The sequence below is a fragment of the Pseudomonas asplenii genome (genome assembly GCF_001293465.1).
Lineage (GTDB): Bacteria > Pseudomonadota > Gammaproteobacteria > Pseudomonadales > Pseudomonadaceae > Aquipseudomonas > Aquipseudomonas fuscovaginae_B.
Genome location: NZ_JSYZ01000002.1, coordinates 29,328 through 53,882 on the forward strand (window position 1 = coordinate 29,328; position 24,555 = coordinate 53,882).

Annotated in this window: 30 protein-coding genes; 3 read left to right on the top strand and 27 right to left on the bottom strand. The window is 62.5% G+C overall.

Features of this window, described 5'->3' with window-relative positions:
* Window positions 1–16: 16 nt before the first annotated feature.
* Complete coding sequence (locus PF66_RS02135) at window positions 17–382, bottom strand: diacylglycerol kinase (protein ID WP_054060997.1); 366 nt, start codon at window positions 380–382, stop codon at window positions 17–19.
* Window positions 383–457: 75 nt separating this feature from the next.
* On the bottom strand, window positions 458–1,108 hold the full coding sequence (erdR, locus tag PF66_RS02140; RefSeq protein ID WP_054060996.1) for a response regulator transcription factor ErdR: 651 nt from the start codon (window positions 1,106–1,108) through the stop codon (window positions 458–460).
* Window positions 1,109–1,349: 241 nt separating this feature from the next.
* Here erdR and PF66_RS02145 point away from each other — a divergent pair, with 241 nt between their 5' ends.
* The gene (locus PF66_RS02145; protein WP_054060995.1) at window positions 1,350–2,252 is read left to right on the top strand and encodes a DMT family transporter; all 903 of its coding nucleotides are present in this window, start codon (window positions 1,350–1,352) and stop codon (window positions 2,250–2,252) included.
* On the opposite strand, the gene PF66_RS02150 is transcribed toward PF66_RS02145, so the two are convergent.
* Complete coding sequence (locus PF66_RS02150; RefSeq protein ID WP_054061782.1) at window positions 2,227–2,946, bottom strand: tRNA-uridine aminocarboxypropyltransferase; 720 nt, start codon at window positions 2,944–2,946, stop codon at window positions 2,227–2,229. The genes PF66_RS02145 and PF66_RS02150 overlap by 26 nt on opposite strands.
* Before the next feature lie 230 nt (window positions 2,947–3,176).
* Here PF66_RS02150 and PF66_RS02155 point away from each other — a divergent pair, with 230 nt between their 5' ends.
* A complete protein-coding gene (locus tag PF66_RS02155; protein ID WP_054060993.1) occupies window positions 3,177–3,602 on the top strand; it encodes a PA3611 family quorum-sensing-regulated virulence factor in 426 nt (141 codons plus the stop codon).
* Here the strand turns inward: PF66_RS02155 and PF66_RS02160 are convergent, their stop codons facing one another.
* Complete coding sequence (locus tag PF66_RS02160; protein ID WP_054060992.1) at window positions 3,603–3,797, bottom strand: hypothetical protein; 195 nt, start codon at window positions 3,795–3,797, stop codon at window positions 3,603–3,605.
* A gap of 291 nt (window positions 3,798–4,088) precedes the next feature.
* Between PF66_RS02160 and PF66_RS02165 the strand changes: the two genes are divergently transcribed.
* Window positions 4,089–5,207: an LOG family protein gene (locus PF66_RS02165; protein WP_054061783.1), complete on the top strand. Its 1,119-nt coding sequence runs from the start codon at window positions 4,089–4,091 to the stop codon at window positions 5,205–5,207.
* Here PF66_RS02165 and recX read toward each other — a convergent pair whose 3' ends face one another.
* The 23 genes from recX to PF66_RS02280 form a co-directional block, all read right to left on the bottom strand.
* The gene (gene recX / locus PF66_RS02170) at window positions 5,208–5,675 is read right to left on the bottom strand and encodes a recombination regulator RecX (RefSeq protein WP_054060990.1); all 468 of its coding nucleotides are present in this window, start codon (window positions 5,673–5,675) and stop codon (window positions 5,208–5,210) included.
* Between the two features lie 8 nt (window positions 5,676–5,683).
* Window positions 5,684–6,745 carry a recombinase RecA gene (gene recA, locus PF66_RS02175; protein ID WP_054060989.1) on the bottom strand — a complete coding sequence of 354 codons (1,062 nt, stop codon included), beginning with the start codon at window positions 6,743–6,745 and terminating at the stop codon, window positions 5,684–5,686.
* An 85-nt stretch (window positions 6,746–6,830) separates the two neighbouring features.
* Complete coding sequence (locus PF66_RS02180; RefSeq protein WP_162491330.1) at window positions 6,831–7,361, bottom strand: CinA family protein; 531 nt, start codon at window positions 7,359–7,361, stop codon at window positions 6,831–6,833.
* A gap of 245 nt (window positions 7,362–7,606) precedes the next feature.
* Window positions 7,607–8,143 (bottom strand): lysis system i-spanin subunit Rz, encoded by a 537-nt coding sequence (locus PF66_RS02185; protein ID WP_054061784.1) that lies wholly within the window; start codon window positions 8,141–8,143, stop codon window positions 7,607–7,609.
* Window positions 8,125–8,688, bottom strand: a complete 564-nt coding sequence (locus PF66_RS02190; RefSeq protein WP_054061785.1) for a glycoside hydrolase family 19 protein — start codon at window positions 8,686–8,688, stop codon at window positions 8,125–8,127. Before PF66_RS02190 ends, PF66_RS02185 begins: the two co-directional genes overlap by 19 nt.
* A gap of 88 nt (window positions 8,689–8,776) precedes the next feature.
* On the bottom strand, window positions 8,777–9,202 hold the full coding sequence (locus PF66_RS32575) for a phage tail assembly chaperone (protein WP_241494276.1): 426 nt from the start codon (window positions 9,200–9,202) through the stop codon (window positions 8,777–8,779).
* Window positions 9,203–9,216: 14 nt separating this feature from the next.
* Window positions 9,217–10,395, bottom strand: a complete 1,179-nt coding sequence (locus PF66_RS02200) for a phage tail protein (RefSeq protein ID WP_241494277.1) — start codon at window positions 10,393–10,395, stop codon at window positions 9,217–9,219.
* Between the two features lie 160 nt (window positions 10,396–10,555).
* A complete protein-coding gene (locus tag PF66_RS02205; RefSeq protein ID WP_054061786.1) occupies window positions 10,556–10,903 on the bottom strand; it encodes a tail fiber assembly protein in 348 nt (115 codons plus the stop codon).
* Window positions 10,900–13,005 carry a phage tail protein gene (locus PF66_RS31760; protein ID WP_081009777.1) on the bottom strand — a complete coding sequence of 702 codons (2,106 nt, stop codon included), beginning with the start codon at window positions 13,003–13,005 and terminating at the stop codon, window positions 10,900–10,902. The genes PF66_RS02205 and PF66_RS31760 overlap by 4 nt, the downstream gene beginning before the upstream one ends.
* 13 nt (window positions 13,006–13,018) lie before the next feature.
* Window positions 13,019–13,618 carry a YmfQ family protein gene (locus PF66_RS02215; RefSeq protein ID WP_054056817.1) on the bottom strand — a complete coding sequence of 200 codons (600 nt, stop codon included), beginning with the start codon at window positions 13,616–13,618 and terminating at the stop codon, window positions 13,019–13,021.
* Window positions 13,606–14,646: a baseplate J/gp47 family protein gene (locus PF66_RS02220; protein WP_054056816.1), complete on the bottom strand. Its 1,041-nt coding sequence runs from the start codon at window positions 14,644–14,646 to the stop codon at window positions 13,606–13,608. Before PF66_RS02220 ends, PF66_RS02215 begins: the two co-directional genes overlap by 13 nt.
* Window positions 14,636–15,034, bottom strand: a complete 399-nt coding sequence (locus tag PF66_RS02225; RefSeq protein WP_054061787.1) for a phage GP46 family protein — start codon at window positions 15,032–15,034, stop codon at window positions 14,636–14,638. The genes PF66_RS02220 and PF66_RS02225 overlap by 11 nt, the downstream gene beginning before the upstream one ends.
* Window positions 15,034–15,543: a phage baseplate assembly protein V gene (locus PF66_RS02230; protein WP_054061788.1), complete on the bottom strand. Its 510-nt coding sequence runs from the start codon at window positions 15,541–15,543 to the stop codon at window positions 15,034–15,036. The genes PF66_RS02225 and PF66_RS02230 overlap by 1 nt, the downstream gene beginning before the upstream one ends.
* 153 nt (window positions 15,544–15,696) lie before the next feature.
* The gene (locus PF66_RS02235) at window positions 15,697–16,746 is read right to left on the bottom strand and encodes a phage baseplate assembly protein (protein ID WP_054061789.1); all 1,050 of its coding nucleotides are present in this window, start codon (window positions 16,744–16,746) and stop codon (window positions 15,697–15,699) included.
* Between the two features lie 3 nt (window positions 16,747–16,749).
* Entirely contained in the window at window positions 16,750–18,048 is a 1,299-nt protein-coding gene (locus tag PF66_RS02240) for a DNA circularization protein (RefSeq protein ID WP_054061790.1), read from the bottom strand.
* Window positions 18,038–19,666: a phage tail protein gene (locus tag PF66_RS02245; RefSeq protein ID WP_081009778.1), complete on the bottom strand. Its 1,629-nt coding sequence runs from the start codon at window positions 19,664–19,666 to the stop codon at window positions 18,038–18,040. The genes PF66_RS02240 and PF66_RS02245 overlap by 11 nt, the downstream gene beginning before the upstream one ends.
* 130 nt (window positions 19,667–19,796) lie before the next feature.
* Window positions 19,797–20,093 carry a phage tail assembly protein gene (locus PF66_RS02250; protein WP_026007905.1) on the bottom strand — a complete coding sequence of 99 codons (297 nt, stop codon included), beginning with the start codon at window positions 20,091–20,093 and terminating at the stop codon, window positions 19,797–19,799.
* Window positions 20,090–20,437, bottom strand: a complete 348-nt coding sequence (locus PF66_RS02255; RefSeq protein WP_010451233.1) for a phage tail tube protein — start codon at window positions 20,435–20,437, stop codon at window positions 20,090–20,092. Before PF66_RS02255 ends, PF66_RS02250 begins: the two co-directional genes overlap by 4 nt.
* Window positions 20,438–20,506: 69 nt before the next feature.
* The gene (locus PF66_RS02260) at window positions 20,507–21,091 is read right to left on the bottom strand and encodes a DUF642 domain-containing protein (protein WP_054061791.1); all 585 of its coding nucleotides are present in this window, start codon (window positions 21,089–21,091) and stop codon (window positions 20,507–20,509) included.
* A gap of 97 nt (window positions 21,092–21,188) precedes the next feature.
* Window positions 21,189–22,685 carry a phage tail sheath subtilisin-like domain-containing protein gene (locus PF66_RS02265; protein WP_054061792.1) on the bottom strand — a complete coding sequence of 499 codons (1,497 nt, stop codon included), beginning with the start codon at window positions 22,683–22,685 and terminating at the stop codon, window positions 21,189–21,191.
* A complete protein-coding gene (locus PF66_RS02270; protein WP_054056811.1) occupies window positions 22,685–22,867 on the bottom strand; it encodes a DUF2635 domain-containing protein in 183 nt (60 codons plus the stop codon). Before PF66_RS02270 ends, PF66_RS02265 begins: the two co-directional genes overlap by 1 nt.
* Window positions 22,864–23,448: a phage tail terminator protein gene (locus PF66_RS02275; RefSeq protein ID WP_054061793.1), complete on the bottom strand. Its 585-nt coding sequence runs from the start codon at window positions 23,446–23,448 to the stop codon at window positions 22,864–22,866. Before PF66_RS02275 ends, PF66_RS02270 begins: the two co-directional genes overlap by 4 nt.
* Window positions 23,449–23,541: 93 nt before the next feature.
* Complete coding sequence (locus tag PF66_RS02280) at window positions 23,542–24,552, bottom strand: phage tail protein (RefSeq protein ID WP_054061794.1); 1,011 nt, start codon at window positions 24,550–24,552, stop codon at window positions 23,542–23,544.
* Window positions 24,553–24,555: the final 3 nt, after the last annotated feature.

The following is a 24,555-nucleotide window of genomic DNA, read 5'->3' on the forward strand; positions in this document are numbered from 1 at the left end:
CGATTTCGTACATAGCCTAGAGCAGGATCACCGCCCAGACCAGGGCGATCATGCTCAGGGCCACGAACTGCGCGGCGCTGCCCATGTCCTTGGCGTTTTTCGACAAGGGATGGCGGTCGAGGGAAATGCGGTCGATGGCCGCCTCCACCGCCGAGTTGAGCAACTCGACGATCAGCGCCAGCAGGCACACGGCAATCAGCAAAGCACGCTCGACCCGGCTGACGTTGAGGAAGAACGCCACCGGGATCAGGATCACGTTCAACAACACCAGTTGGCGGAACGCCGCCTCCCCGGTGAAGGCGGCACGCAGGCCATCCAGGGAATATCCCGACGCGTTGAGGATACGTTTTAAACCGGTTTGACCTTTAAAAGGCGACGACATAGGTAGGCAACTGAGCAAAATGGTGTGGGAAAGCTAGTTCAACCAAAGTCAAAAAAGCGTGAATAACAGGCGTTTTTACTGGCTCGAAATTGACTCAAGTTGTTGCAGGAGCAACGCCGCCTGGGTTCGGGTACGCACCCCCAGCTTGCGGAAGATTGCCGTCACATGGGCCTTGATGGTCGCCTCGGACACACTCAGCTCATAGGCGATCTGTTTATTCAGCAGGCCTTCGCAAACCATGGTCAACACCCGGAACTGCTGGGGGGTCAGGCTCGACAGGCCGGCACTGGCGGCCTTGGCCTCATCGGAAACGCTGACCGCCTCGAACGCCTGGGGCGGCCACCAGACTTCGCCGTCAAGCACATTGCGCACGGCCTGCTGAATCACCTCCAGGGAACTGGACTTGGGGATGAAACCGCTGGCACCGAACTCGCGGGAACGCACTACCACCGCGGCTTCCTCCTGGGCCGAAACCATCACCACCGGAATCTGCGGGTATTGGCCACGCAGCAGTACCAGGCCGGAGAAGCCATAGGCGCCGGGCATGTTCAGGTCCAGCAGGACCAGGTCCCAGTCGGCTTTCTCGGTCAGGCGGGTTTCCAGCTCGGCGATGCTCGCCACCTCCACCAGCCGCACCTCGGGGCCGAGCCCGAGGGTCAAGGCCTGGCGCAGTGCACTGCGAAAGAGAGGATGGTCATCGGCGATCAGGATTTCGTATGTGGTCATTTTTCAAATGATCCTGTTTTCTAGGCGGCATCGATCGGGTCGATACACGCCGAGGCATCTCGAAGCGACGGCCTGAGAAGGCCATGCGTCAAAGGGCACGTGATACGCCTGGGGCCCGGAGGAACCGGCGTTCGAACATTCTGCCGCACCCGAATCGGCGCCAAGCATGCCCAGCACGGGCGGGGTGGTCAAGTTCGATGCTTTACGGCAAAGTCACCGGCTATCTGACAAGAGTGCCCTTATGCGAAGCCAAGCCCTGCGTGCCGATATCCTGATGCTGTTGACCGCCATGATCTGGGGCTCCGGCTTCGTCGCGCAAACCTCGGGCATGGAACATGTCGGCCCCTTCCTCTATTCCGGCCTGCGTTTCGCCCTCGGCTCGCTGTGCCTGCTGCCGCTGGTTTTGCGCCGCCCTCCCCAGCAGATCCGGCCCGAGCCGTTTCTCACCCGCGGCCTGTTGCTCGGCGGCATGCTCATGGGCCTGGCCCTGGCACTGGGCATCAACCTGCAGCAGGTCGGCCTGCTGTTCACCACCGTGACCAACGCCGGTTTCATCACCGGCCTCTATGTGATTGTAGTGCCGCTGCTGGGACTGTTCATCGGCCACAAGACCGGTATCGGTACCTGGCTGGGAGCGCTGCTCGCAGTGGTCGGCATGTTCCTGCTGAGCGTCGGCGAGCAGTTCCAGGTGTCGCCGGGAGACTGGCTGCAACTGATCGGCGCCTTCGTCTGGGGCGGGCACGTGATTCTGGTGGGGGTGTTCGCCAGGCGCCACGACGTGATCCGCCTGGCCTTCCTGCAGTTCGCCACCTGCGCCGTGGCCAGCCTGGTGCTGGCCCTGTGCCTGGAGCCGATCCACTGGCCGGCCATCGTCGCGGCCGGCCCGGCGATTCTTTATGGTGGCGTCGTCGCGGTCGCCATCGGCTACACCCTGCAGGTCATCGCCCAGAAGGACGCGATCGCTTCCCATGCCGCCATCATTTTCTCGCTGGAGGCGGTATTCGCCGCCATCGCCGGGGCCTGGCTGCTCAACGAGTCGCTGCACCTGCGCGGCTATATCGGCTGCGCCCTGATGCTGGCCGGCATGCTGGTCGCCCAACTGTGGCCGCAGGCAACGGCTACGGCGCCGGGAGAAAAGGCCTGAGTCGCCGGTGGGCTTCGTCGTCGAAATCGATCGGCAGTTGGAACTTGGCGCCCAGGTAATGGGTGGTGAAGACCTCCAGCAAGGCGCTCACCGCCTCGCCAGCGCGGGTATCGCCGGCCAGTTCCAGGCACAGGGCGCCGACCTCCGCCGTGCAGAAGTGATCGTCACGCTTGGAGCGGCGCAGCTTGTAGCGTGACAGTTGTTCCGATTCCAGACTCAGCACCGGGAAACGCTCCAGGTACGGGCTCTTGCGAAACATCTTGCGTGCCTCGGTCCAGGTCGCATCCAGCAGGATGAACAGCGGCCGTTTGCCCTCCACCGGCTGTACCTCGGTCACCACCCGCTGCGGGGCGACGAATTCGCCGGGAAACACAATGAACGGCTGCCATTGCGGATCGTCCAGCAGCGCCAGCAATTGCGGGTCGACTTCGGTACGCGACCAACTGAAGGCGGTGGTATCAGCCAGCACGTCGGCGATCAGCCAGCCAGTATTGCTCGGTTTCATCGGTTCCACGTCATGCATCAGCAGGCAGATCGCCGAGCGTGCCGGTACCCGCGCAAGCCAGCCACACAGGCAGTATTGCGGGATCACACGACACCGTTCACAACGCTCGGCTCGCGAGCCGCGGGCAGTGAATGGCGCTTTCGCGCGGGCCAGGCGCTCGGCGCGCAGACGGGAAACAGCGTGGCTCATAGGGGGCCACGCTGGCGGCAGGAAGGATTGGACACGAGGAGTACGGCTCACAGCGGTGAAAAGTCCGCGCAGTCTAACAGAGGCCGCCAACGGGTTTGCGCGGCTTGATCTCGGCATTTTCCTTCAGCAGCGAGCTAGTAGGTCCGACAACGGCCCTCTATACTTCGCGACCACTGAACGCACAGCCCGACAATGGGTCGAAGCACCAGTTACCGAACCAGGAGAGTTGCATGCTGCGCCTTACCGTACCGTCCATCGCCCTTTTGCTGGCGTTGCCTTTCAGTGTCCAGGCGGCATCGCTGAAGGATTTCGAACTGAACAAGATGCTCAAGGACGTCGCGCAGAAGAGCAACGAAACCCTGCCTCGCGAGATCAACGAGCACATCCTGGAAGTTGCCTACACGGTCGAAGACAATCAACTGATCGACCACCTGAGCGTGCAGTCCGACTACGCCCAGAGCATGCGTGACAACCCCAAGGTGGTCTACCTGCAAATGGGTGCGAGCGTCTGCCGCAACGTCAACTACCGCAAGCTGATGGCCCAGGGCGCGATCATGCGCTACGAATTCACCGAGAATAAGAGCAATCGCCCCGTCGCCTCGGTCCGCTTCGTGGAGAGCGACTGCCCGAAAGAACCACCGGCGAAGAAGAAGTAATTACTGCCGGGCCTGGCGCCGCTGTTCATCATCGGCGCGCAGTTCCGCCACCAGGGCCTGCAGGTAACGCGAACGCCGGTCAGCGCCCTCCAGGCGCCGCAGGCATTCCTCCTCGAGGCTGAGGTGATTGGCCTGCGCGGCCATTCTTAACAGCTGATACAACTCGGTATCGACTTCCAGTGTCACTCTCTCCATTACCCGCCTCCGTGCGCCGCACCTGAACCGGCCAACCCCGATGCGACGTTTCCGCTCGACCCGAGATTAAGTAAATCAGAGCCGGGCCCCCGAGGCAGGGTTTCTGACGAGCGGCACAAATCATCCGCAATGAAACAACAAGCGGTTGCCGACAAGGCCTGCTGGGCCCATGATCAATTCGCCAGTTGTCATGCGCAGGCATCAGACTGGATGTACAGCGACACATGCAGTGTCGCGGCGCCGGTGACGATTTCGGCCGCGCCAGAGGTTCCGTGCAGAAGGAGACATTACATGCCCTACGAACCGAATGACTTGCTGTCCCGTCATTTCCAGAACAACGGTGTCGACCTGACGAAACAGGTCGAAGAACAACTCCAACAGATTGCCCCCGACAGCCCCAACCTTCCGCTCTATCGCGACATGATGCTGACCGTCCTGCGCATGGCCCAGGACGACCGCAACCGCTGGAACGCCAAGATCGTCCTGCAGGCCCTGCGCGAACTGGAGAACGCCTTCCGCGTGCTCGACCAGTTCAAGGGCCGCCGCAAGGTCACCGTGTTCGGCTCCGCCCGCACGCCCATCGAACATCCGCTGTATGCCCAGGCCCGTGAGCTGGGTGCCGCCCTGGCCAAGTCCGACCTGATGGTCATCACCGGTGCCGGCGGTGGCATCATGGCCGCTGCCCACGCCGGAGCCGGCCTGGAGCACAGCCTCGGCTTCAATATCACCCTGCCCTTCGAACAGCATGCCAACCCGACCGTCGACGGTACCGTCAACCTGCTGTCCTTCCACTTCTTCTTCACCCGCAAGCTGTTCTTCGTCAAGGAAGCCAACGCGCTGGTGCTGTGCCCGGGCGGTTTCGGTACTCTCGACGAAGCCCTGGAGGTGCTGACGCTGATCCAGACCGGCAAGAGCCCGCTGGTACCGGTGGTATTGCTGGATGCACCCGGCGGAACCTTCTGGCAGAGCGCCATTGACTTCATCCGCAACCAACTGGAAGCCAACCGCTACATCCTGCCCAACGACCTGAAGCTGGCCCGCCTGGTGTACAGCGCCGACGAGGCGGTGGCGGAAATCAACCAGTTCTACAGCAACTTCCACTCCAGCCGCTGGCTGAAGAACCAGTTCGTGATCCGCATGAATCATCCGCTCAACGAGCAGGCCCTGGCCCGACTCGACGAATTGTTCGCCGACCTGTGTGTCAGTGGGGGTTTCCATCAGCACGGCTATGCGGGCCAGGAACACGACGAAGCACAATTCAGCCATCTGTCACGGCTGGCGTTTCACTTTACGGCACGGGATCAGGGACGCTTGCGGGAACTGGTGGACTTCATCAACCTGCCGGAAAACTGGAGCAAGCCGGCGGTGACCGCGCAGCCGCGCGTACGGGAACCGATCAAGGCGACCTGATCAGTCATCCAGCCCTCGGCCGCTCAACAGGCGGCCGATCATGTCCATGGAATAACCCCGGTAACTGAGGAAGCGACCCTGTTGGGCACGCTCGCGGGCATCAGCCGGCAGGCGCCCGGCGAACTTGCGCCGCCAGGTTTCTTCCAACTGTGCCTGCCAGTCGAGGCCGCTTTCACGCAGGGCCAGCTCGATATCGGAACGCTGCAGGCCACGCTGGCTCAACTCGTCGCGAATACGCAGGGGTCCATAGCCGGAACGGGCACGGTAGGAAACGAAGCTTTCGAGGTAACGGGATTCGGACAGCAGCCCCTCTTCCGTCAGGCGGTCAAGTTCGCTGTCGATCATTTCAGGCGGGGCGCCGCGCTGACGCAACTTGCGCGTCAGCTCGACTCGACCGTGCTCGCGGCGCGCGAGCAGGTCCATTGCAGCACGCCGTACGGCGACCGGGGTATCCAGCACGGCGCTCATCGGCTCACTCAGATATCGGCGTCAGCCAGATCGTCTTCGGTTTCGTCGGCAGTGGCACTGCCTTTGAAGTCCGCAGGAGCATTGGTGTTCAGCAGCTTGTCACGCAGTTGCTTCTCCAGCGCCGCAGCGACGTCCGGGTTCTCTGCCAGGAACTTGGCCGCGTTGGCCTTGCCCTGACCGATCTTGCTGCCGTTGTAGCTGTACCAGGCACCGGACTTCTCGACGAAGCCGTTCAGCACGCCCAGGTCGATCATCTCGCCATTGAGGTAGATGCCCTTGCCGTACAGGATCTGGAACTCGGCCTGACGGAACGGCGAAGCCACCTTGTTCTTCACGACTTTCACGCGGGTTTCGCTGCCCACCACTTCGTCGCCTTCCTTCACCGCGCCGGTACGGCGGATGTCCAGGCGAACCGAAGCGTAGAACTTCAGCGCGTTACCACCGGTGGTGGTTTCCGGGCTACCGAACATCACACCGATCTTCATGCGGATCTGGTTGATGAAGATGACCAGGCAGTTGGCGTTCTTGATGTTGCCGGTGATCTTGCGCAGCGCCTGGGACATCAGGCGAGCCTGCAGGCCCACGTGCATGTCACCCATCTCGCCTTCGATCTCGGCCTTGGGTACCAGGGCCGCCACGGAGTCGACGATGATCACGTCAACCGCGTTGGAGCGCACCAGCATGTCGGTGATTTCCAGGGCCTGTTCGCCGGTGTCCGGCTGGGAAACCAGCAGGTCGTCGACGTTCACACCCAGCTTGCCGGCGTATTCCGGATCCAGGGCGTGTTCGGCGTCGACGAAGGCGCAGGTGGCGCCGGCTTTCTGGGCCTGGGCGATAACGGAAAGCGTCAGGGTGGTCTTACCCGAGGATTCCGGACCGTAGATCTCGATGATCCGGCCTTTCGGCAGGCCGCCGATACCCAGGGCGATGTCCAGGCCCAGGGAACCGGTGGAGATCGAAGGAATAGCCTGGCGCTCATGATCGCCCATACGCATCACGGCACCCTTGCCGAATTGACGTTCGATCTGACCCAAGGCCGCAGCCAAGGCTTTCTTCTTGTTGTCGTCCATTAAAGTCCTCACGTAATCAATAAGGCCTGTGACGGCCAACACCTGTATAAGTAGACAGTATTATTCCACAGCCTTGGCGACTCGCCTACCCCTGATTTGCGATTTCTGCTTCCGCCCGTCGCAACAGCCCTTCCAGGGCGGCCTGCACCGTCTGCCGACGCACCGCGTCACGGTCGCCGGGGAACTGGCGGCGCTCGGTGGTCAGTTCATCGCCGACGCCCCAGGCCAGCCAGACGGTGCCCACCGGTTTTTCGGCGGAACCGCCATCCGGCCCGGCGACGCCGCTGACCGCCACGGCGAAACGCGCCCCACTGTGGGCCCGGGCGCCACGGACCATGGCCTCGACCACCTCGCGGCTGACCGCGCCGACCTGGCCGAACAATGCCTCGGGCACCTGCAACTGACGGGTCTTCTGCTGGTTGGAGTAGGTCACGTAGCCGGCCTCGAACCAGGCCGAACTGCCGGGAATCCGCGTGATCGCCTCGGCGATGCCGCCGCCGGTGCAGGACTCGGCGGTGGTGACCTGGGCCTTGAGGGTCTGCAGGCGCTTGCCGAGTTCGGCGGCAAGCCGGGTGATGTCGTCCACGTTGCTCTCCTGTCCAAAGATAAACCGCATCCTCTCCTGATTCGAGAGAGGCTCATCTGGCCTTTTCGCGGGCAAGCCCGGCTCCTACAGGATTCGCGTCGAACCCCCATGCTGCGTACAACCCAGCTCTTGTAGGAGCCGGGCTTGCCCGCGAAAGCGGCCGCAAGCCTTACCCACAAACCGGCAATCGCCCGCAAAAACCTGTCGCCGGCGCCGCGAAATAAACACCCTACACGAGCCAATCGGGCTTTCAAGACGCACTTTGCATCCGAATGTCAGCGCGAAACCTTCCCGGCATACGCCTGGCAGGCCTGCAAGGCGATCAGGGCGCGGTCACCGTCGTCGGTGATGGCGATAATTCGTTGAGCATGCGCCGGGTCAAGTCGGGCGCGTGGGGCTGCATGAACCACGCCGCCGGTGGCGGTGGTGGCAGGCAGCGCACAGCCGCTGGCGGGGTCGCTGCGGTCGAGGAGGACTGACAGCCGCAGATCGGCAGTAGCCAGGCGATCACGCAGGCGAGCCTGATCCTGTTGCACATCGTTCAACTCCTTGGAATGGGTCTGGTCGCTGGCCTGGAGCTGCTGCTCCAGGGCCAGGCGCTTGTCCTGCTCGGCACGCTGTTGCGTCGCCGCAGCCAGGGAAATCTGTTGCAGCGCATTGGCCTGCAACCGGGCCTGATGCTCCAGTTGCAGGCCGTAACGCAAGCCTTGAATCCGCCAGGCCAGTGTCGCCGAACCACCGGCCACGAGGGCCAGCAGCACGACGACAGCGAACAGACGGTAAGGCGCCGGGATCAGGTCGAGGAGGCGCATAGCACCGCCCTCGCCCGTGCCCAGAGTTGCAGGCGGTCATCGAGGCCGTTGAGGCCGCCGTTGATCCTGCGGGTGATGCTGTTGAACTGGTCGGCGTCGGCCAGCCCGTTCAACCCTTGCTGCTCCCAGAACCAGGCCGCCGACTCGGCGGCCCATTGCGGCTGCTCCAGCAGCTCCGGCTGTTGCAGCAGACGCTCGTCGCCGAACAGCGCGAGGCTGCATTGACGATAGTTGCTGCGACCGGTGATCTGGATCAGCCCGCGACCGCGATAGCGCTGGCCATCGCCGTCGGCGTCCGGCGTGTTGCCCAGGCGCAGGGCCAGGGCGCCCGTGTCGTACTTGCTCAGGTACTGGTCACTGCCCAGCTCACGCACGTAGCGCAGTTGCGCGGATTCATGACCAATCTGGGCCAGGAAGGCGGCGATGCGCTTGGGGGTGGTGATGCCGTGCCGAGACATGGCGGTGTTGAGAACGGGTACGAAAACGCCGGCTTTGGGGCCGGCGTTGGGCAGGATTTGCAGCAGTTGCTGCTCGGTAACGGGCATGGCTTTCTCCGGGCCCAAAAAAACCGCTCGATGGCGGTGGATGAAGTCTGGGTTTTGCCCAAACGGTAAGCGCAGTCGCTGCCTGCAGCTAGGCCTGCCAGTTCAATGAGGCGAGCCATTCAGGTGCAGCAGGGCGGTCACCGGACGCCGGGAAATCGGCCGACTGGGGCCAATCGCGCAGCGCCTGCATGTACACCAGCAGTTCATTGAACTGTTCGTCTGAAAGCGTGGTGGTCACGTCGATTTCCTTTTGATCACGGTGCCGATCACGAATCCCCATGACAGCCGACAGAGCACCATCCCGCCATCCCCGCTCCAGGGCGGCAGATTGCTCTGCCGTCAGGCTTGGGGCCGTGGCAATAGGCAGTCCATTTGCATCAGGCACGATCACCTTGCCGGCAGACTCATCGGAAAGCAGGGCATCTCGCATGCCCTCCGTGATCTGCTGTCCACCGTTGTCAACGAGCGAGAAAGCAAATCGCGCGTCAGCCTCAATCCATTTCGCGTAGATCATAGTTACTCCTTGATTCAGTTTCCGATAGCGAGCCATTTCAACGAGCCAGGGGCAGCCAGAACCGCTGAGGCTGTAAACCCGGTCGTCGAAGAAGATCGGTATGATTGATATTGGCCCGCAACTGCCGCAGTGCTGTCGTAGTTGGCAGCGACCAGTGACAGGTAGTGAAGGTTCGCCGGAAACTGCAAGGGAAACGTCACACTCGTGGAGTTGGTCGTGCCCCATTGAATGACCAAACCACCCAACCAGGATGGAAAAGCCACGAAACCACTCGGCGCAAGACTCATCGCGAAGCCAAACCGGAGTTTTTTCGAGGTCACGAACGACTCGTTGTCCACGCCGGCGACAACCTGCTCCTGAGTTGCAACCTTCGCTGTTCCTGGCCGCCCCTCAGTCGCAGAAGCCACTAGTTGCGCTAGTGCCGAAATATCGATGTTCGCTTGATTGATCGGGGCATTCCAGGCCTTGATGCACCACATGACCGCCAAATTACGTGGGCGAGCTTCATCGCCACCCGATGACGACGTAGTAATAGCCCCACTTTGAAAATCGCGTCCAGGACCAGCAGCGAGAAATCCATAAGCATATGCAGTACCCTGCGCCGTATGCGTGTGCGCCTTGTTCTGACTGTCTTGCCAGGTTCCGACTCCTCGACCAGCATCCACTCCGCGCCCATGGTCCCAACCACGCAGAAACTCGCCACGTGACTCCGGCAACCGAAAGTACCCTGCCGCTTCCGTGCCATCGTTGAACGTCGTTCCCAGGTAGGCGTAAAGATCCGGGTAGGTCGCAACACTCTGCACACTGTGGTCGGCCTCCAGAAAACCTGGCGGCACGGTACCTTTCGGAAACGGCACCATGGAGCCAACAGGGAGCGACGACGCCTTCCTTACCAGCGCCTCGACCTCATCCTTGGTATAGGCATTGGTAATACCATATTCGGCCAGCGTCGTACGAACCTTCTCCGGCGGCAGCGAGCTTTGAATGATCGTCCGGATGGCGGTCAGCAACTGGTCGTGAGCCGCTTCGGACGGTTCAAGCCCACCGGCCTGGACAATACTCAGCAACTCGTCGGTAACCAGGTTCCCCCAACTCGCCGGAATCAGCGAACCGGGAGCGCCGGTAATCGGGTTATCGTCTACAAATTTGCCATTCGACAGCCCGACACCGGGCACACTTTTCGGATAATCCATTTACATTTCCTCTAGCTATCATTGATATACACCCCCTGCTTGATAAAAAGGTGCGTTATTCCGGGTATATCCACCCTGAAAATCTTTACCCACATATTTATAACCTCAAGTAAAGAACAACAGATTTTCCGGCCAAACATTCACACGAATGTGGACACGATCACTCCGGCGATATCGGCCAGACAACGTCAGTTGGAAACCCCATTTGCTGCTCCAAACGGCTTAGGGCAATACGATACTGTTTCCATTCCTTGAGAAGTCGCGCCTCATCTGCCGTTGCCTCTTCCAAGTCCACAGCATCCTGTAGCGGCCCCATCTGGTTGGCGGCAAAGGAGAGCAGTTGGTCTCGCTTTACCTTCGTGAGTTTGAGTACCTCCTCTAGAACAAGTGGCAGCGGGACAGGCGCGGAAGGCGTATCAGTTGTATATCGCTCATCGGCCATTACCTCGTTCGGATTGTCGACTGCGCGCCAACCTTGCCCATCAACTCTTACGGCGTAACCACTCATAGATTATTCTCCCAACCCAGTACCGCTACTGCGCCAGCAGCAGTTTGTGAGACCACGTAGATATTCATGCTTTCAAGAAATATTTCACCTGAAATGACATCTGGGGCAGATCCCGTTCCTCCCGCCAATGTCGTCGACAACGGCGGGACGCAATTGCTTCTGGAGCCCAGATAACTCGAACTTGGAGCTACATAGACATTCGATTGGGCACCGCCGTTATAACTGGCAATTGCAGATAGGGAGACGGATATCGCCGTGGGCGGAACAAAGTTGGTGAGGGACACGGCAGCCCAGACAGGGGCCGTTGCGCTCCATGTACCGGCAACTCCAGATACAGGAATACGCAAGGCAGAAAGATTGGAGCCCGAGCTGACGACCCATTTGGATTTTCGTCCCTTCTGGATAAATCCGAGGGGATATTTGTTGGCAGTCGCGTCAGTGAAGATCCAACCAACCAGTGCCTTGTGTGTGTAGCCGGAGGGCAGCGCCGGGTTTGTGGCACTCAGGGAAACAAGTCCCGAAGTTGTGGTGCCATTCCAGATAACCCAGACGCTGTACCAGGTGGAGGCAGCCAAAGCGCCGCTATCCAGGCCGTTGGTCCCCACTACGGCAGTGTTAATACTCAACGTCACAGCACTCAATGTCTTGGACGCAGCATCGTTGCTCACCACTAATTGGTCTGCGGCAATACTTACCAAGGAACTCAGTCCAGACGCAGAGAGACTCAGTCCTTTATGGGTGCCCGTAACAGCTATCTTCTGCACACTCTGGACTTGAGCGGACAATGCCGCCACATCGATATTTCCCTGATTGACCGGAGAATTCCAGGCCTTGATGCACCACATGACAGCAATGTTCCGCGGGCGCGTTTCTACCCCCCCGGTTTTTTCTGTTGCAACCCCCACCACACCTCTGCCAAAGGCGTTAAGCCCTCCGGTCCCCTGATTACTAGGAAGGTTATTAACGCCATTCTGCGCATGGTCGTGCGACTGAATGTCAAAGTTCTGCCAGGATCCTATGGTTCGGCCAGAGTCCACACCTCGTCCGTGATCCCAACCCCGCAGAAACTCCCCACGCGACTCCGGCAAGCGGAAATAGCCAGTAGGCTCATCGCCCCTGTTGAACGTGCTCCCCAGATACGCCGCCAGGTCCGGATAGGACGCACTGCTCTGCAAGCTGCCATCGGCCTCCAGGTAACCTGGAGGCACCACACCTCTGGGGAATGACAACATGGAACCGATAGGCACCGAAGCTTTCAACTTCTGCACTTCGTCGACCAGGGCTCCCACATCGATCTGACCTTGGTTAACTGGTGCATTCCAGGCCTTGATGCACCACATCACCGACAGGTTGCGCGGCCGAGTTTCTGAAGACGTCCGCGGCGAACCGTTTACACCGTCAGTTTTAGGAGAGGTGACTTTCTCGCCAGGCATGACAACGCCGTCACTACCCTGAAGCGTGTTTACCGCTGTCCCCGACGCAGCATCGCCGCCAGCCGGACTGCTGGTGATGTCGTGATAATGGCCCTGAAAGGCGTCAAGCTGGTATGTGCCAAGGCCACGCCCAGCATCCACCCCCCGCCCATGATCCCACCCACGCAGAAACTCCCCGCGCGACTCCGGCAACCGGAAATTCCCCGCCCCTTCATCCCCCTTGTTGAACGTCGTCCCCAGATACGCCGCCAGGTCCGGATAAGTAGCAATGCTCTGCACACTACCATCGACCTCGAGGAACCCATTCGGCACCACGCCCTTGGGAAACGCCATCATCGCCCCGACCGGCAACGCGGTGGCGTTTTTGAACAGCGCCTCGACCTCCGTCTTGGTATAGGCATCGGTAATCCCGTACGCCGCCAACGTCGTGCGAATCTGCTCCGGCGGCAGCGAGCTCTGGATGATGGTCCGGATCGCTTTCAGCAGTTGGTCATGCTCCGCCTCCGCAGGCTCCAGCCCACCGGCCTGGACCACATTGAGCAATTCCTCGGTCACCGCATTGCCCCACACCGCCGGAATCAGCGACCCAGGCGAACCATTGACCGGGTTCTCATCGACAAACCTGCCATTGACCAACCCAACGCTGGGCGTGCTTTTTGGATAATCCACGTATCCGTCCTCTTCAGTCGTAATTGATGTGCACCAGCGTGTGCGCCGGCGCTGTGCGGTGAATCAGGCATTCCAGGGCGCTGCCCGGGTTGGCGCCGAAGCGCTCGCCCCAATAGCTGGCGCCGAAGCGACGGCCCATGAGCAGGCGGCCGCCGGTGTTGAGCGTCCACATGAACTGCGCCTGCCAGGTGCCGAACCGCGCCCGGCCGAAGCGGGCGCGGCCCATGCGCGGGGTCTGCTGTTCGGTGATGGTGGCGTTGGGGTAGCCCTGGCTGCGGGCGATATCCAGGAAGTAGCCGATGCTCTGGTCGCCCACCGCCAGCAGGCGCCGACGTACCGCCAGGCGGCGGTCGTCGAACAGCGGCTTGGGGCCCAGGCACGGGTCGGGCAGGTTCATTACCCGCTCCCAGTCCGGCACCAGTTCGCTGACGGTCACCGGGTCCACTTCGTTGAGCAGGTCCACCGCCCGGGCATCGACCCGGGCCAGTTCCTGGGCGATGCCCAGCAGCACCTGCTGGATCTCCGGCACCAGCTCCGGGTCCCAGGCGGGACCGGCCGGCAGCAGGCTGCGCAGTTGCTCCTGGTATTGCGCGGCAGTTCTTATTCCAGCCATACGCAGCCTCCGAAGGTCAGCAACTGGTTGGTGGCTGCTGGCACATCGGCGGACGGGCTGACCAGCAAGTGGTCGTTCTCGCCCGTGGCGCTGCTGATGGATTCGGCGATATGGGTCAGCAACAGGGTCTCGCCGAGACCGCCCTCACGCTTGTGCAGGTCGCGCAACTGCGCTTCCACCGCGGCACGGGTCGCGCTGGTATCCGGCACCAGGCGCAGGGTGTAGGTCACCGGCACCTGCACCGGCGCCAGCACATGCAACTCGGCGGTCACCGGCCGCAGCGGCTCGATGTAGGCCTGGACCACCGCCAGTTGCGTGGCATCGGGAATCGGTACCGGGTCGTCGTCACGCATGACGAACAGGCCGACGGTGCCCGGCCCGAGGTAGTTGCCGCGACACCAGGCCCGGGTGATCCCCGGACACTCCAGCGCCCAGGTCTCGTAGTCGGAGGCCGCCCCGCCATGGGGAATGATCCGATAGGAACGAATCACCCGCGAGCGCAGCGACTCGAGGCTTTCCGCCGCCACCCCGCCGCTCAGCCCGGGGGCGAGCACGGTGAAGGTGTTGCCGATGCCCTGCACCGGCTGGACCGGAAACAGCGCCAGGCCGGCGTCGGCATTGCCCAGGCTGCCGGCATCCAGCGCCTGGATCTGCGCGGTATTGCTACCGGCGCGGGTGGTGCCTCCCTGGGTCACCTTGTAGCTGCGGCCGTCGTTGCTCTGCAGCAGGGTGTCGACGTCCAGCACGGCACCGGCGGCAGCGGTAAAACTCACGCTGCCGGTGGCCGCCTGGGCGGCCTTGCGCGGTTGGTGCAGACGAAGCGCGGCAATGCGCTCCAGGGTGGATTCATCGGCGGTGTCGGGCAGGATCTGCGCGGCAATCCAGTCGAGGTATCCATACAGGCCGAAGGCCGCGCCGCTGAGGGTGCGGGCCAGGACCTGGGCATCGGACTGGCGCAGCGCATCGCTGGCCAGGTCGCTTTGGGTGCGGTTGATCAGCACCGGCAGCGAAGGGGTTTCAAACGGCATAAGTCACCTGCCAACTGTGGTTCGGGTTGATATCCAGGCGCTCGCCGTTGGCCAGGGTCAGAACCGTGCGCAGGTTCAGCCGCTGGGCGTCGAGCCGTTCGGTTTGAATCTCGATGGCGCTGCAATGGCCGTCGTCGATCAGCCATTGCAAGGCTTCACGGGCATAGAACTCGGCATCGAGCCGGGTCTGCGCGGTCAGCTTGACCCGCCGCAGCAGCCACAACCGCGAGCCGATGCGGTCGTTGGCGACCATGGGGAAACTGTCGCCCCACCAGCCGTAGCGCTCATCGTCGTCGATCGGGTCGTCGCTGTTGGCCCGGCGCCAAGTGAACAGGCTGATCAGCACCGAGCGGGTCAGCGCCGCCTTGAGGTCGTTGGACACGAACATCACGCACCTCCCGCCGGTACGCCGGTCTGGCCGTTGCCTGGCTGGATGCCACCGTGCACATGCTGCATCTGGCTGATGCCGCCGGCGACCTGGTCGCCCTGGGAGACGATCCTGCCGGTCTGGGTCAGGGTCGGGCTGTCGAGGTGAATGGCGGTACTGGCGCGGATGTTCAGGGTGCCGGTCTCGATATCGATGATCCGGCCGCGCTTGAAGTGGATCCGGTCGCCTTCGTCGGTGTAGAGGGCGATTTCGCCGGGGGCGAGGTTCTGCAGGCGGTAGCGGCGGTCGGCGACCACCAGCACGATGCCATGGGAACGGTCGCCGCCGAGGAAAGTGGCGATGCCTTCGGCGCCAGCCAGCGGGTTGCTGGTGAAACCGTAGGGTTCGAAGTGTTCCATGTCGTCGTTCACTTCACCGGCGGTCAGGCGCATTTGCAGCGATTGCAGTTTGTTGGCCGAGTTGGCGAGCACGACGGTGCCGCGCGCCAGCAGGCGGGTCAGTAGGCTCATGAGGGGTTCCTTGGGCGAGCGGTGTGTCAGAGGGGCACCTTTCGCGGATAAATCCGGCTCCCACAAGGTTCAGCGGTTGTCACAAGGGATGTGAATGCCGGAACACTGTGGGAGCAGGATTTATCCGCGAAAGAGGTGCCGCGAAGAGGGGGGTTACCTGGCCTGGCTCCGGGCCTTCGTCGGCGTCGCCTCGAAGACTTCCGGCGGTGCCACTTCCAGGGTGGTGAGCGAGCCCTGCCCGGACAGCGAGTAGGTGATCTTGGAGATCAGCATGTCCTGGTCGACGTCGAGCACCGGGTCCTTTACCCGCACCAGCAGGTTGTGCCGCCACAGGTCACCGTTGGACTGTCGCCAGCCCTGCACGGTGTAGGTGGTGGCCAGGGCCTTGCCGGCACGGGTGGCCCGTTCCCAGTCGGCCCGTTGCTGGGCCAGCTCCGGGGTGAGCTGGACGCTTTCGCTGATCACCGTGACGCGCCTGCGCTGCGGATTGCTCTCGCTGGACACGCCGCTGACTTCACTCACCGCACTGCCGCTCTTCTGGTCGCTGCCCTTGTGCTGGCCGATCACCCGGTACTCGGAGAACACCGCGCTGAAATCCCTCGCGGTACTGGCCGAGAGAATGTTTCTGCCCAGTTCCAGCACATCGCTGGCGCGCCCGGCACTGCCAGGCTTGGCCAGCACCAGGTTGCCGCTCGCGTCATCGGTGGAGAACACCCGATACAGGGTCAGCAGGCGGTCGATGGACTTGAACACCGTTTCCCCCGGCACGATGCTGTGGGTCTGCAGCCGGGTGGTCTCCGGGATCTCGCTGCGCACGTTGACCTTGTAGGGTTTGGCGAGCGCCTCGACGATCGTCAGCAGGCCCTGCTGACGCCATTGGCTCGGCTGGTTGATGGCCGCGCAGTCCACCAGGTCGCGGGTCAGCGAACTGCCCTCGATGGTCAGGCTGATCTGCTTGCCGTCATAGCTGATGGGCGCCTGGTAGACATGCCCGGTGAGCACCAGGTCGCAGCCGATCAGCACCTGGCAGCGGGCCCCGGCCTTGATCGGCACAGCCAGGGTCTGCCCCGGCCATTGCCAGGTGATGCCCAGCTTGAAGGTGCGGAACTGGCGCTCGAGATCGGCACTGATTTCGATGGCCTTCCAGCCCTCGTAGCTCAGGCCGTCGACCAGCAGGACGACGGCGTTGTCGATGTCGTTCATGGCTTACTCCCGGGAGATCTGCAGGGGCGCCGGCGGGATGAAACCGGGGTGGGCAATGCGGTTGCGCTGCACCACTTCCCCGACCCGCGTGGCGTCGCCGAAGTTCCTGTAGGCCACCACCAGCGCCGGCAGGTTGCTCTTGGGCACCAGATCAATCAGTCGCACACCGTTGGAGGCCACCGCGTTGAGATGCTGCACCAGCGCCTGGCGCACGCTGTTGAGCGCCTGGTAATGCACCGAATCGGCCTTGAGTGCCGCTTGCCAGATCGCCTCGTTGAGGCTGTCACGCAGCGCCAGCACGTCATCGACCACCGGCACGTCGGCGCGTTGCACCGGTTGCTGGGCCTGTTGCGCCAGCGACGGGGTGACGGCCAGTTTCACCGCCTGGGTCGCCGCGGGTATCACCGACACCAACTGGGCGATCTGCACCAGCAAGGCATCCTGGATCAGGTTCACCGTGGCCTGCGAGGCCGCGGCGGTGTCCTTGCCGATCGCCAGTTGCGAAGCGTCGAGGGACTTGGCGTCCTCGACCTGTTTCGACAGGTCGGCCAGCATCCCGTGATAACCCTGGACGGCGAAGTCCTTCAATCCACGGACTTCACCGACCAGCCCACGGACCTCGCCGACCAGGCCGTTGAACTCGGCCTTGACCTCGCCGAGTACGCCCTTGACCGCCGCGCTGACCTGGTGAGGAAACTCCTTGACCGTACGGACCAGCGCGTAGACATTCGCGTAGGTCTCGATCAGCGGCTGCAACTGCTGTTCGATCACCTGGTACGCCTGGGTGATGCCCTTGCGCAGGTTCTCTACGCCGACCCGGGCCTGGTTGACCAGCTTCATCGCCTCGTCGAAACGGCCCACCGAGGCGTCGAGCAACCTGCTCGACGCCACCTGCAGTTGCTCCTGGGTGTCGACCACCGGCTTGGGAAACTGCAACGGCTCGTCCGGGTAGAACTTCAGGTTGAAGGTCACCAGTCCACCATCCTGGCGGGTCTGGGTCATGTCACATTCGCCAACCTTGACCTGCATCCGTCCCAGCCATGGATGGACCAGCTCGCCGCTGCCCTCCTCCAATGCCTTGAGCAGGTTGTCACGCTGCTCCAGGCAATCGGCACCGACGATGAAGGCGGTCAGGTCATGGATTTTCGCCTGCTGACCAAGCCGTTCGAAAAACGGCTGGTCGCGCTGGGGATATTCATGCAACTGGCCTTTCTGGCCGACCGGGGTTTTCGCCTGGTCGACCCAGAACGGCACGCCGCGAAACGACGCCGGCAACAGGCGATCACGCCAGTTAGTCGCCATAGGCACCTCCGAAGGAAAGCGAGCGGTAGCCGACGGCAGGCGTCAGATTCAGGCCCGGCTGGTTGGTCTGGGGTTGGTCGACGCGCAGGCCCTGCGGTGCGTTTTCGAAACGCACGGTCAGGCCGCCTTCGAGTTGAGTACGGTTATTGGTGGCGGCTTGCTGAATGAGGGAACCTGAACTCTGAATCAGACCGGAACGGGCCTGGGCGTTGCGCACCTCCTGCTGCTGCGCCAGGCTGTCGACTTCACCGGTGACCTGGGCGATAAAGCCACCAAAGCCGCCACTGAACAGCTCCCGTATTGGCGCGATAAAATTCTGCAGGCGGTTCCACAACTCACCGAACCAGCCAACGATCGGCTCCCAGTTCTTGATGATCAGCCCCAGTGGCGACCACTCGAACATCCCTTGGAGAAATGCGACCACCGGTTCCGCCAGACTACGCAGCACATTCCACAAGGCCGCAAACGCCTCAGTGAGCGGTTGCCAGTTGGCGATGATCAGGCCTATGGGAGACCAGTCGAATAGTGTCTTCAGAACACCCGGCACCGGAGCGACGGCCGCCACGAGCGCTGTCCAGAGGCCATCGAAAAATCCACTGATCGGTCCCCAGTTGTTGACGACCATGCCCAGCGGCGACCAGTCGAACAGCGTCTTCAGAAAATCCGTCACCGGAACCGCCAACGCCTTGAGTAATCGCCAGATCGAATCGAACAGCGCCGTCAGCGGCTCCCAGTTGGCGATGACGATGCCCAGCGGGCTCCAGGAAAACAGCGTCTCGAAAAAGTCGACCACAGTGGTTGCCGGGCCCTTGAGCGAATCCCAGAGCCCGGTGAAAAAATCGCTGATCGCTCCCCATCCTGCAGTAAGCAGCGGCATCGGCGACCAGGCGAGCACCGTGGGCAGTACCGACATGACGGTCGCAGCAGCACTCTTGATGCCCTCCCACAGTCGACCGAAAAAGCCTGAAATCGGCTCCCAGTAAGCAACGATCAGTGCAGCCGCCGCAGCAATGCCCAAGGCAACCAGGCCAATCGGCGAGGCCAGCATGGCGACCTTGGCCAACTCCATTGCCGCCATTACGCCCGTCACCGCGCCCCGTAGGGCCGTAAACGCCAGGGCTCCTGCAGCCAGTCCCTGGACAAGGTTCGGGTTCGCCGCCACGAACTCGGCAACCCGGTTGACCAACGGCACCAGCGCGGTGACCACCGCATTGACCGCTGGCAACAACGCCTGACCGAACTTGACGGAAACACTGCCGAGGGCGTCATCCAAGTTCGCCAGATTCTGTGCGGTATTCCCCAGCGCGCGCTCCTTGGCCCCAGTGCTCTCGGCCTGCTTGCGCGCCGTGGTCAGTTTGTTTTCTTCCTCAATGGCGGCCTGAACACCAGCCACAAAGGGGGCTGCTAGCCCTCCGCCCTTGAATACGGCGGAAATGTCCAGCGTGCCCAGGCCGCTGTCCTCCAGGCGTTTCTTGAATGTCTCGACCTTCGTGGTGACCTTGGCCATTTCGGTCTCCATTTTCTGGACACCGTTGATGACCACAGCCATGTTGACGAGGGTCTGGGTATTCAGCACCCGCAGCACATTTTGCTGGGTGTTGTTGATTGTCGTAGCCATCACTCCACCTGCTGCATCGCATTGATCCGTTGCGCGTGCTCCAGGGACTCCCGGAGCACATCCAAGGGCCTTGCCATCATCTGTTCGGGGTCAACCTTCCAGAACCAGGCCAGGTCATAGGCGACCGCAATCAGTTCGCCGATGGCTGCGATGCCGCACTCATGAAAAAACCGGCCACCGCCCAGCTCAAGGTGTTGAGGTCGGACAGGTCCAACTGGTTGACCGACGACGGCGGGATACCGGCGCAGACCGCGATGTACTTGGCCGCGACATCCATGTCGAGGCTGACCTCTTCGCTCTTGTCGATCTTGTAAGGCAGCGCCTTGATCGCCCGCACCTCCTGCACCGTCGGACGGCGCAGGGTGAGTTCGTCGAGGGTCGCACCGTGGGCTTCGATGGGCACCTGCAGCTTCATCGGCTCGCTCATTGCCAGGTCCCCTTGATGCCTTCGAATTTCAGTTCGATGGCGGCGTCATCACCCTTGATGACCGGCTCCTCGACCAGGTAGGCACCGGCCAGGACATAGACCTTGCCGTTGCTGAACTCGCAGGTGACGGTCATGTCGGAACCGGCGATCAGTTGCTTGAGCGGAAAGTCCGCGGTGTGCAGCGCGGTGACCTTGAAGGAGGGAGCGATGTCGGTTTCCTTGTAGAAACCCGGTACCACCGTTTCCCGCTTGACGGCCATCAGCGGGGCTTCGCAGCCGCCGTTGATGGTCAGTTGAGCGCCGTCCACTTTGACGTAGCAGGTGCCCGCAATCAGTTGACCCATGATGTATCTCCAAAAAATAAGCCCGCTCAATGGCGGGCTGGAATTGACGAGTGAAAATCGAGGCAGGCATTACGGAATGCTTTCGACACTCACGTTATCGATGAAGGCGTAATGGCTGTAGGGGTTCTGTTCATTGGAAAACGCCAGCGTGGTTTGCGGCGTCGTCGCAGTGAAGTCGTAGGTGATGACATCCCATACCACGGTCGACGAAGTGGCGACCGGCGTATTGAAGTTGACGGTTTGCCCGGCCACCTTGACCTGAATCACACCATTACCCGAGCGGCCACCATAGATGACGTTGCCCGCGCTGAACTTCAGCCGGTACTTGGCACCCACGACCGTCGCGAAGTTCTGCTGGATGCCGCCGCCGTTCTGGTAGATGTAGTTGGCCAGGTCGACGATCACCGCACCATCGGCAGCGACGCCGTACGGAATCGAGGCCGCCATGTTGAAATACTCGGCGCCGGACAGAAAGGTTGTCCATCCGGTGATGAAGTTGGCTTTTTCAGGCGTGTCCAGCACGCAACTGACCGCGCAACCTGGCGACTCGAAACTGCCGTTGACCAGCAGGTTGGCAGCGCAAGCGGAGTTCGCCGCCCCCAGGATGAGGGCGGACAGCAGGGATTGACGCAGATATTTCTTCAGTACATTCATTTTTTGACCTATCGAATCAACGTTACGGGTAAAGCTGAAAAGACCTGTTTTGCTCATGTCGAACAGGCCCGTTGCAGCAATCTTTTTTACATTCCAGTCAGGCCGCCGCGTCGTACTGCAGGCGGAACTGGTTGAGCAGCGCGAACACGCGCAGGCCGTTGACGTAGTCAGGCGGGAACAGCACGTTGACCCGGCTCGGGTCCTGGCTGTCGCGCTCGACGATCAGGTGCTCGGCGAACAGCTCGGCGTTTTCCACATGGCCTTCCAGTTCGAGCTTGGCGTACTGGGCGATCAGTTCACCGCGAATGGTGCTCGGGGTGACGATCGGCTGGCCGGCGCCGAAGCGGGTGCCATCGGCAGCCAGCTTGTGGCGGCCGTACTTGCTGGTGATCACGCTTTGCAGGCGGCGCACGATGTAGGCCGACTGGTGCATGGTCTCGCTGTCCAGGTAGGAGTTGTCCGCCTGACCGTAGGCATTCTTCTGGTAGGTGGTGATCGCCCGCTGGATGCGCACGTAGCCGCCTTCGTAGTAGGCGGTGGCAATGCCGTAGCTGAGCAGCGACTGGCGCTCGGTCAGGGTGAAGCGCTCGCTGGCCGCGGCCGGATCGATACCCGGCAGGCTGCCGCTCTGGGTCGGACGGCTGGCGTCGGCCGAGATGAACACCGAGGTCCGTGCAGCCAGCGCAGCGGCCTGGACCCACACCGGTTGCGGTACGCCCTGTTCCATCGCCAGCACGGTGACGTGCTGGTCGTTGCGCGCCTGGCCGGCGGCGACCAGGGTGCCGACGGTGCCACGCTTGGCGGTGTAGACATGGCCGAACAGCTGCTTGGACCACGACCAGCGACCGACGCTGTCATCCATCGCCGCCTGCCAGGCGTTCAGCGAGGCAACGTCGGACCAGGGCTGGCAGATGAACTCGAACGGCTCGTCGCCCAGGGCCGCGAGGGCCGCGACCTGGTCCGGCACGCCGGCACCACCGGCCATCTTCGCGCTGACGATGGTCAGGCCGGCCGGGGTTTCCTCGCCGTTGCTCTTGCCCAGGCGATTGAACTGCAGGCTGATGTCATTGCCGCTGTCACCGGTCCACTTGCAGCTCAGGGTGACGGTGCCATCAGTGGCCACGGCGCTGACCGGCAGGTCGGCGGCGGCATTCACCTGCAGCGCCAGGGTGGTGGCGACCTGGGCGGCGGTCTGGCCGCTGACCACCGCGGCCTGCACGCGGACACCGCCGACATACAGGTTGAGCACGCCGCTTTCGGTGGCGGAGCCGGTGAGTTTCAGGTCAGCCTTGGCGATCGCGCCGGTGGTGTTGCGCACTGGCAGGCACCAGATCTCGCCGACCGGGTCGGCCTTGCGCCAGGTGTCGTACATGGCGGCGAGCATCGAGCCTTGACCGCCGATGCTTTTTGCCAGGGCGACGCTGGAGACCAGTACCAGGCTGCCGATTTCCGGGCTGGTGGCGTTGTCGTTGACCTGGGCGACGATCAGTCGACGCAGGGTCGACGACGCGCTATTGGCCGCCGAGTTGTCCATTTCGGCATAGAACAGCGGAACACGCAGGTCCGCGGGGATGTTGCTGAATCCGATAGCCATTACTGGGCTTCCTGTGGTTGTGCCGCTTGCACGGCGGAAAGGGTGATATCGCCATCGGCCTGGCGGCGGCGCCACCAGGCGCTGTCGGCCACTTCGCGACCGGCGGCCGGCAGCAGGTCGCCCGCCTCCGGGTCCGGTACGGCACGGCCGGCGGCCGGTACTACGGTGATGCGTTGAGTCATGGTTTTACGTTCCCTGAAAAGGCCAGCTCCAGGCGCCCGTCGGGGCCTGGGCGTTGCAGATTGGGGTCGGCGGGGTCGATGGCATCGACCCGTACCGTCACCCCGGTAAAGGACGGCAAGCCGTCCAGTTCACGCTCATGCCAGGTTTCCGCCGGGTCGGTGGCGTGGTTGCGCCCCAGTTGGAACTCGGCGAAGAAACGCAGGCGATAAAGCAAGCGAGTGGCGTTGATCGACACCAACCGGCCGCCGCCGTATTGGAGGGGCGTGTAGAAGGTGTCGGGTTTGAACCCCACCAGCGCGCGCCACAGTTCGGCGCGCAGGGCGTGGAGTCGATCGAAAGGCGCCTGGCCATTGCTGGCGTCGAGCACCAGGGTCAGTTCCAGGCGGTCGCGAAGGGTCTGCCGGGAAACGTTCTGTGCGGTGTTCTCGGCGGCCAGGTCGCAACGAAGGGTGATGAAGGCCGACGGGGTCGGCAGCGTGGTATCGCCTTGCAGCAGGTCCAGGTCGAGGCCGGTGGAAATGTGCTGGGCAAGGCTGGGGCATTCAGCACGCAGTTGCGTGATGATCGGGGTAATGTTCATGGGGAGTTTCCAATTCGTCTGGAAAGACCCGGCACAGGCCGGGCGCATGATGCAGGGCCCAGTCCGACTATCGGGCGGCGGGAGCCGAACTCGCTAGCGGTCCAGGCAACTGGCGCAAATGCTGCAGCGGTAACTGTTGGCGCGGTTGCCGCTGGCCGTCACCTTGTCGATGGACCAACGCCCCTGCATGAAATCCGGCCAACTGCTGTCCAGCAGGATCAGGCCTTCGGCCGCCAACGCCGGATTTCCCGGGCAGTCGATACGCAGCTTCAGGGCTTCGCGCTCCATGCGCCGCACCTCGCCTTCACCGGCAGCTCGCGCCTCGTCCTCGGAGGGGTAGCGCTGGCGAAGTTTCTTGAAGGGTTTCACACCGGTCTCGACCACACGTTCGCGCCCGGCTGCCGCGTCCCACCAGGTGGTCTGGCAGCCCTGGTACTTGCCACGGCTGCTGTCGTCCAGGGTGGCGGCGACAAAGGCCGGATCGCCCGGACGATTGTCGCGAGTCACCGACAGGCGCACGTCTTCCAACTGCTTGCCGGACAGCGACTTGACCTGGCCACGCCGGGCCAGCACGTACAGCTCGTTGACCGGTTTGGTGACCGCATCGAAGCGACGGGCAATCCGCGTGAGAAAGCCCATGTCGGTCTCATTGGACTGGTCCAGGTGAGTGATGCGGATGGCATCCAGCTCCGGCGCCACCCTCGGCGAAAAGCCATGCCGGGAGGTCAGTTGCCGAAACAGCGCACCCAGGGTGGTCGGGCCATGGCTGACGCTGCGGCGGGCCCTGAAGCCGGTTTCATCGTTCACCTTGAACGGTGCCGCGGTAGCCAGCAGGGTCAGACGCAGGGGGAACAGCATCGGTGTACGCCGGGTGACGATGAACTCACCCTTGTCGACCAGCCCGGACTCTCGGTAGCCGATGCGCAGCCCCACCCTTGCACCGAGGCTGGGCAGCCCCGACAGGCCTTCGATATCCAGTGTCAGCTTGAGCTGGTCGGATTCGATACCCGCGGCATCGGTGTATTCCCAGTCGATCAGGCGTTCGTTGAGCCGCGCGGCATTGGCGCCATACAGCTGTACCTCAGGGGTAAATCCCAGGCTCATGAC

Coding starts and splice junctions, on each gene's coding strand:
- PF66_RS02135 (WP_054060997.1), bottom strand. CDS start 382: ATGTCGTCGCCTTTTAAAGGTCAAACCGGTTTAAAACGTATCCTCAAC.
- erdR (WP_054060996.1), bottom strand. CDS start 1,108: ATGACCACATACGAAATCCTGATCGCCGATGACCATCCTCTCTTTCGC.
- PF66_RS02145 (WP_054060995.1), top strand. CDS start 1,350: ATGCGAAGCCAAGCCCTGCGTGCCGATATCCTGATGCTGTTGACCGCC.
- PF66_RS02150 (WP_054061782.1), bottom strand. CDS start 2,946: ATGAGCCACGCTGTTTCCCGTCTGCGCGCCGAGCGCCTGGCCCGCGCG.
- PF66_RS02155 (WP_054060993.1), top strand. CDS start 3,177: ATGCTGCGCCTTACCGTACCGTCCATCGCCCTTTTGCTGGCGTTGCCT.
- PF66_RS02160 (WP_054060992.1), bottom strand. CDS start 3,797: ATGGAGAGAGTGACACTGGAAGTCGATACCGAGTTGTATCAGCTGTTA.
- PF66_RS02165 (WP_054061783.1), top strand. CDS start 4,089: ATGCCCTACGAACCGAATGACTTGCTGTCCCGTCATTTCCAGAACAAC.
- recX (WP_054060990.1), bottom strand. CDS start 5,675: ATGAGCGCCGTGCTGGATACCCCGGTCGCCGTACGGCGTGCTGCAATG.
- recA (WP_054060989.1), bottom strand. CDS start 6,745: ATGGACGACAACAAGAAGAAAGCCTTGGCTGCGGCCTTGGGTCAGATC.
- PF66_RS02180 (WP_162491330.1), bottom strand. CDS start 7,361: ATGCGGTTTATCTTTGGACAGGAGAGCAACGTGGACGACATCACCCGG.
- PF66_RS02185 (WP_054061784.1), bottom strand. CDS start 8,143: ATGCGCCTCCTCGACCTGATCCCGGCGCCTTACCGTCTGTTCGCTGTC.
- PF66_RS02190 (WP_054061785.1), bottom strand. CDS start 8,688: ATGCCCGTTACCGAGCAGCAACTGCTGCAAATCCTGCCCAACGCCGGC.
- PF66_RS32575 (WP_241494276.1), bottom strand. CDS start 9,202: ATGATCTACGCGAAATGGATTGAGGCTGACGCGCGATTTGCTTTCTCG.
- PF66_RS02200 (WP_241494277.1), bottom strand. CDS start 10,395: ATGGATTATCCGAAAAGTGTGCCCGGTGTCGGGCTGTCGAATGGCAAA.
- PF66_RS02205 (WP_054061786.1), bottom strand. CDS start 10,903: ATGAGTGGTTACGCCGTAAGAGTTGATGGGCAAGGTTGGCGCGCAGTC.
- PF66_RS02215 (WP_054056817.1), bottom strand. CDS start 13,618: ATGGCTGGAATAAGAACTGCCGCGCAATACCAGGAGCAACTGCGCAGC.
- PF66_RS02220 (WP_054056816.1), bottom strand. CDS start 14,646: ATGCCGTTTGAAACCCCTTCGCTGCCGGTGCTGATCAACCGCACCCAA.
- PF66_RS02225 (WP_054061787.1), bottom strand. CDS start 15,034: ATGTTCGTGTCCAACGACCTCAAGGCGGCGCTGACCCGCTCGGTGCTG.
- PF66_RS02230 (WP_054061788.1), bottom strand. CDS start 15,543: ATGAGCCTACTGACCCGCCTGCTGGCGCGCGGCACCGTCGTGCTCGCC.
- PF66_RS02235 (WP_054061789.1), bottom strand. CDS start 16,746: ATGAACGACATCGACAACGCCGTCGTCCTGCTGGTCGACGGCCTGAGC.
- PF66_RS02240 (WP_054061790.1), bottom strand. CDS start 18,048: ATGGCGACTAACTGGCGTGATCGCCTGTTGCCGGCGTCGTTTCGCGGC.
- PF66_RS02245 (WP_081009778.1), bottom strand. CDS start 19,666: ATGGCTACGACAATCAACAACACCCAGCAAAATGTGCTGCGGGTGCTG.
- PF66_RS02250 (WP_026007905.1), bottom strand. CDS start 20,093: ATGAGCGAGCCGATGAAGCTGCAGGTGCCCATCGAAGCCCACGGTGCG.
- PF66_RS02255 (WP_010451233.1), bottom strand. CDS start 20,437: ATGGGTCAACTGATTGCGGGCACCTGCTACGTCAAAGTGGACGGCGCT.
- PF66_RS02260 (WP_054061791.1), bottom strand. CDS start 21,091: ATGAATGTACTGAAGAAATATCTGCGTCAATCCCTGCTGTCCGCCCTC.
- PF66_RS02265 (WP_054061792.1), bottom strand. CDS start 22,685: ATGGCTATCGGATTCAGCAACATCCCCGCGGACCTGCGTGTTCCGCTG.
- PF66_RS02270 (WP_054056811.1), bottom strand. CDS start 22,867: ATGACTCAACGCATCACCGTAGTACCGGCCGCCGGCCGTGCCGTACCG.
- PF66_RS02275 (WP_054061793.1), bottom strand. CDS start 23,448: ATGAACATTACCCCGATCATCACGCAACTGCGTGCTGAATGCCCCAGC.
- PF66_RS02280 (WP_054061794.1), bottom strand. CDS start 24,552: ATGAGCCTGGGATTTACCCCTGAGGTACAGCTGTATGGCGCCAATGCC.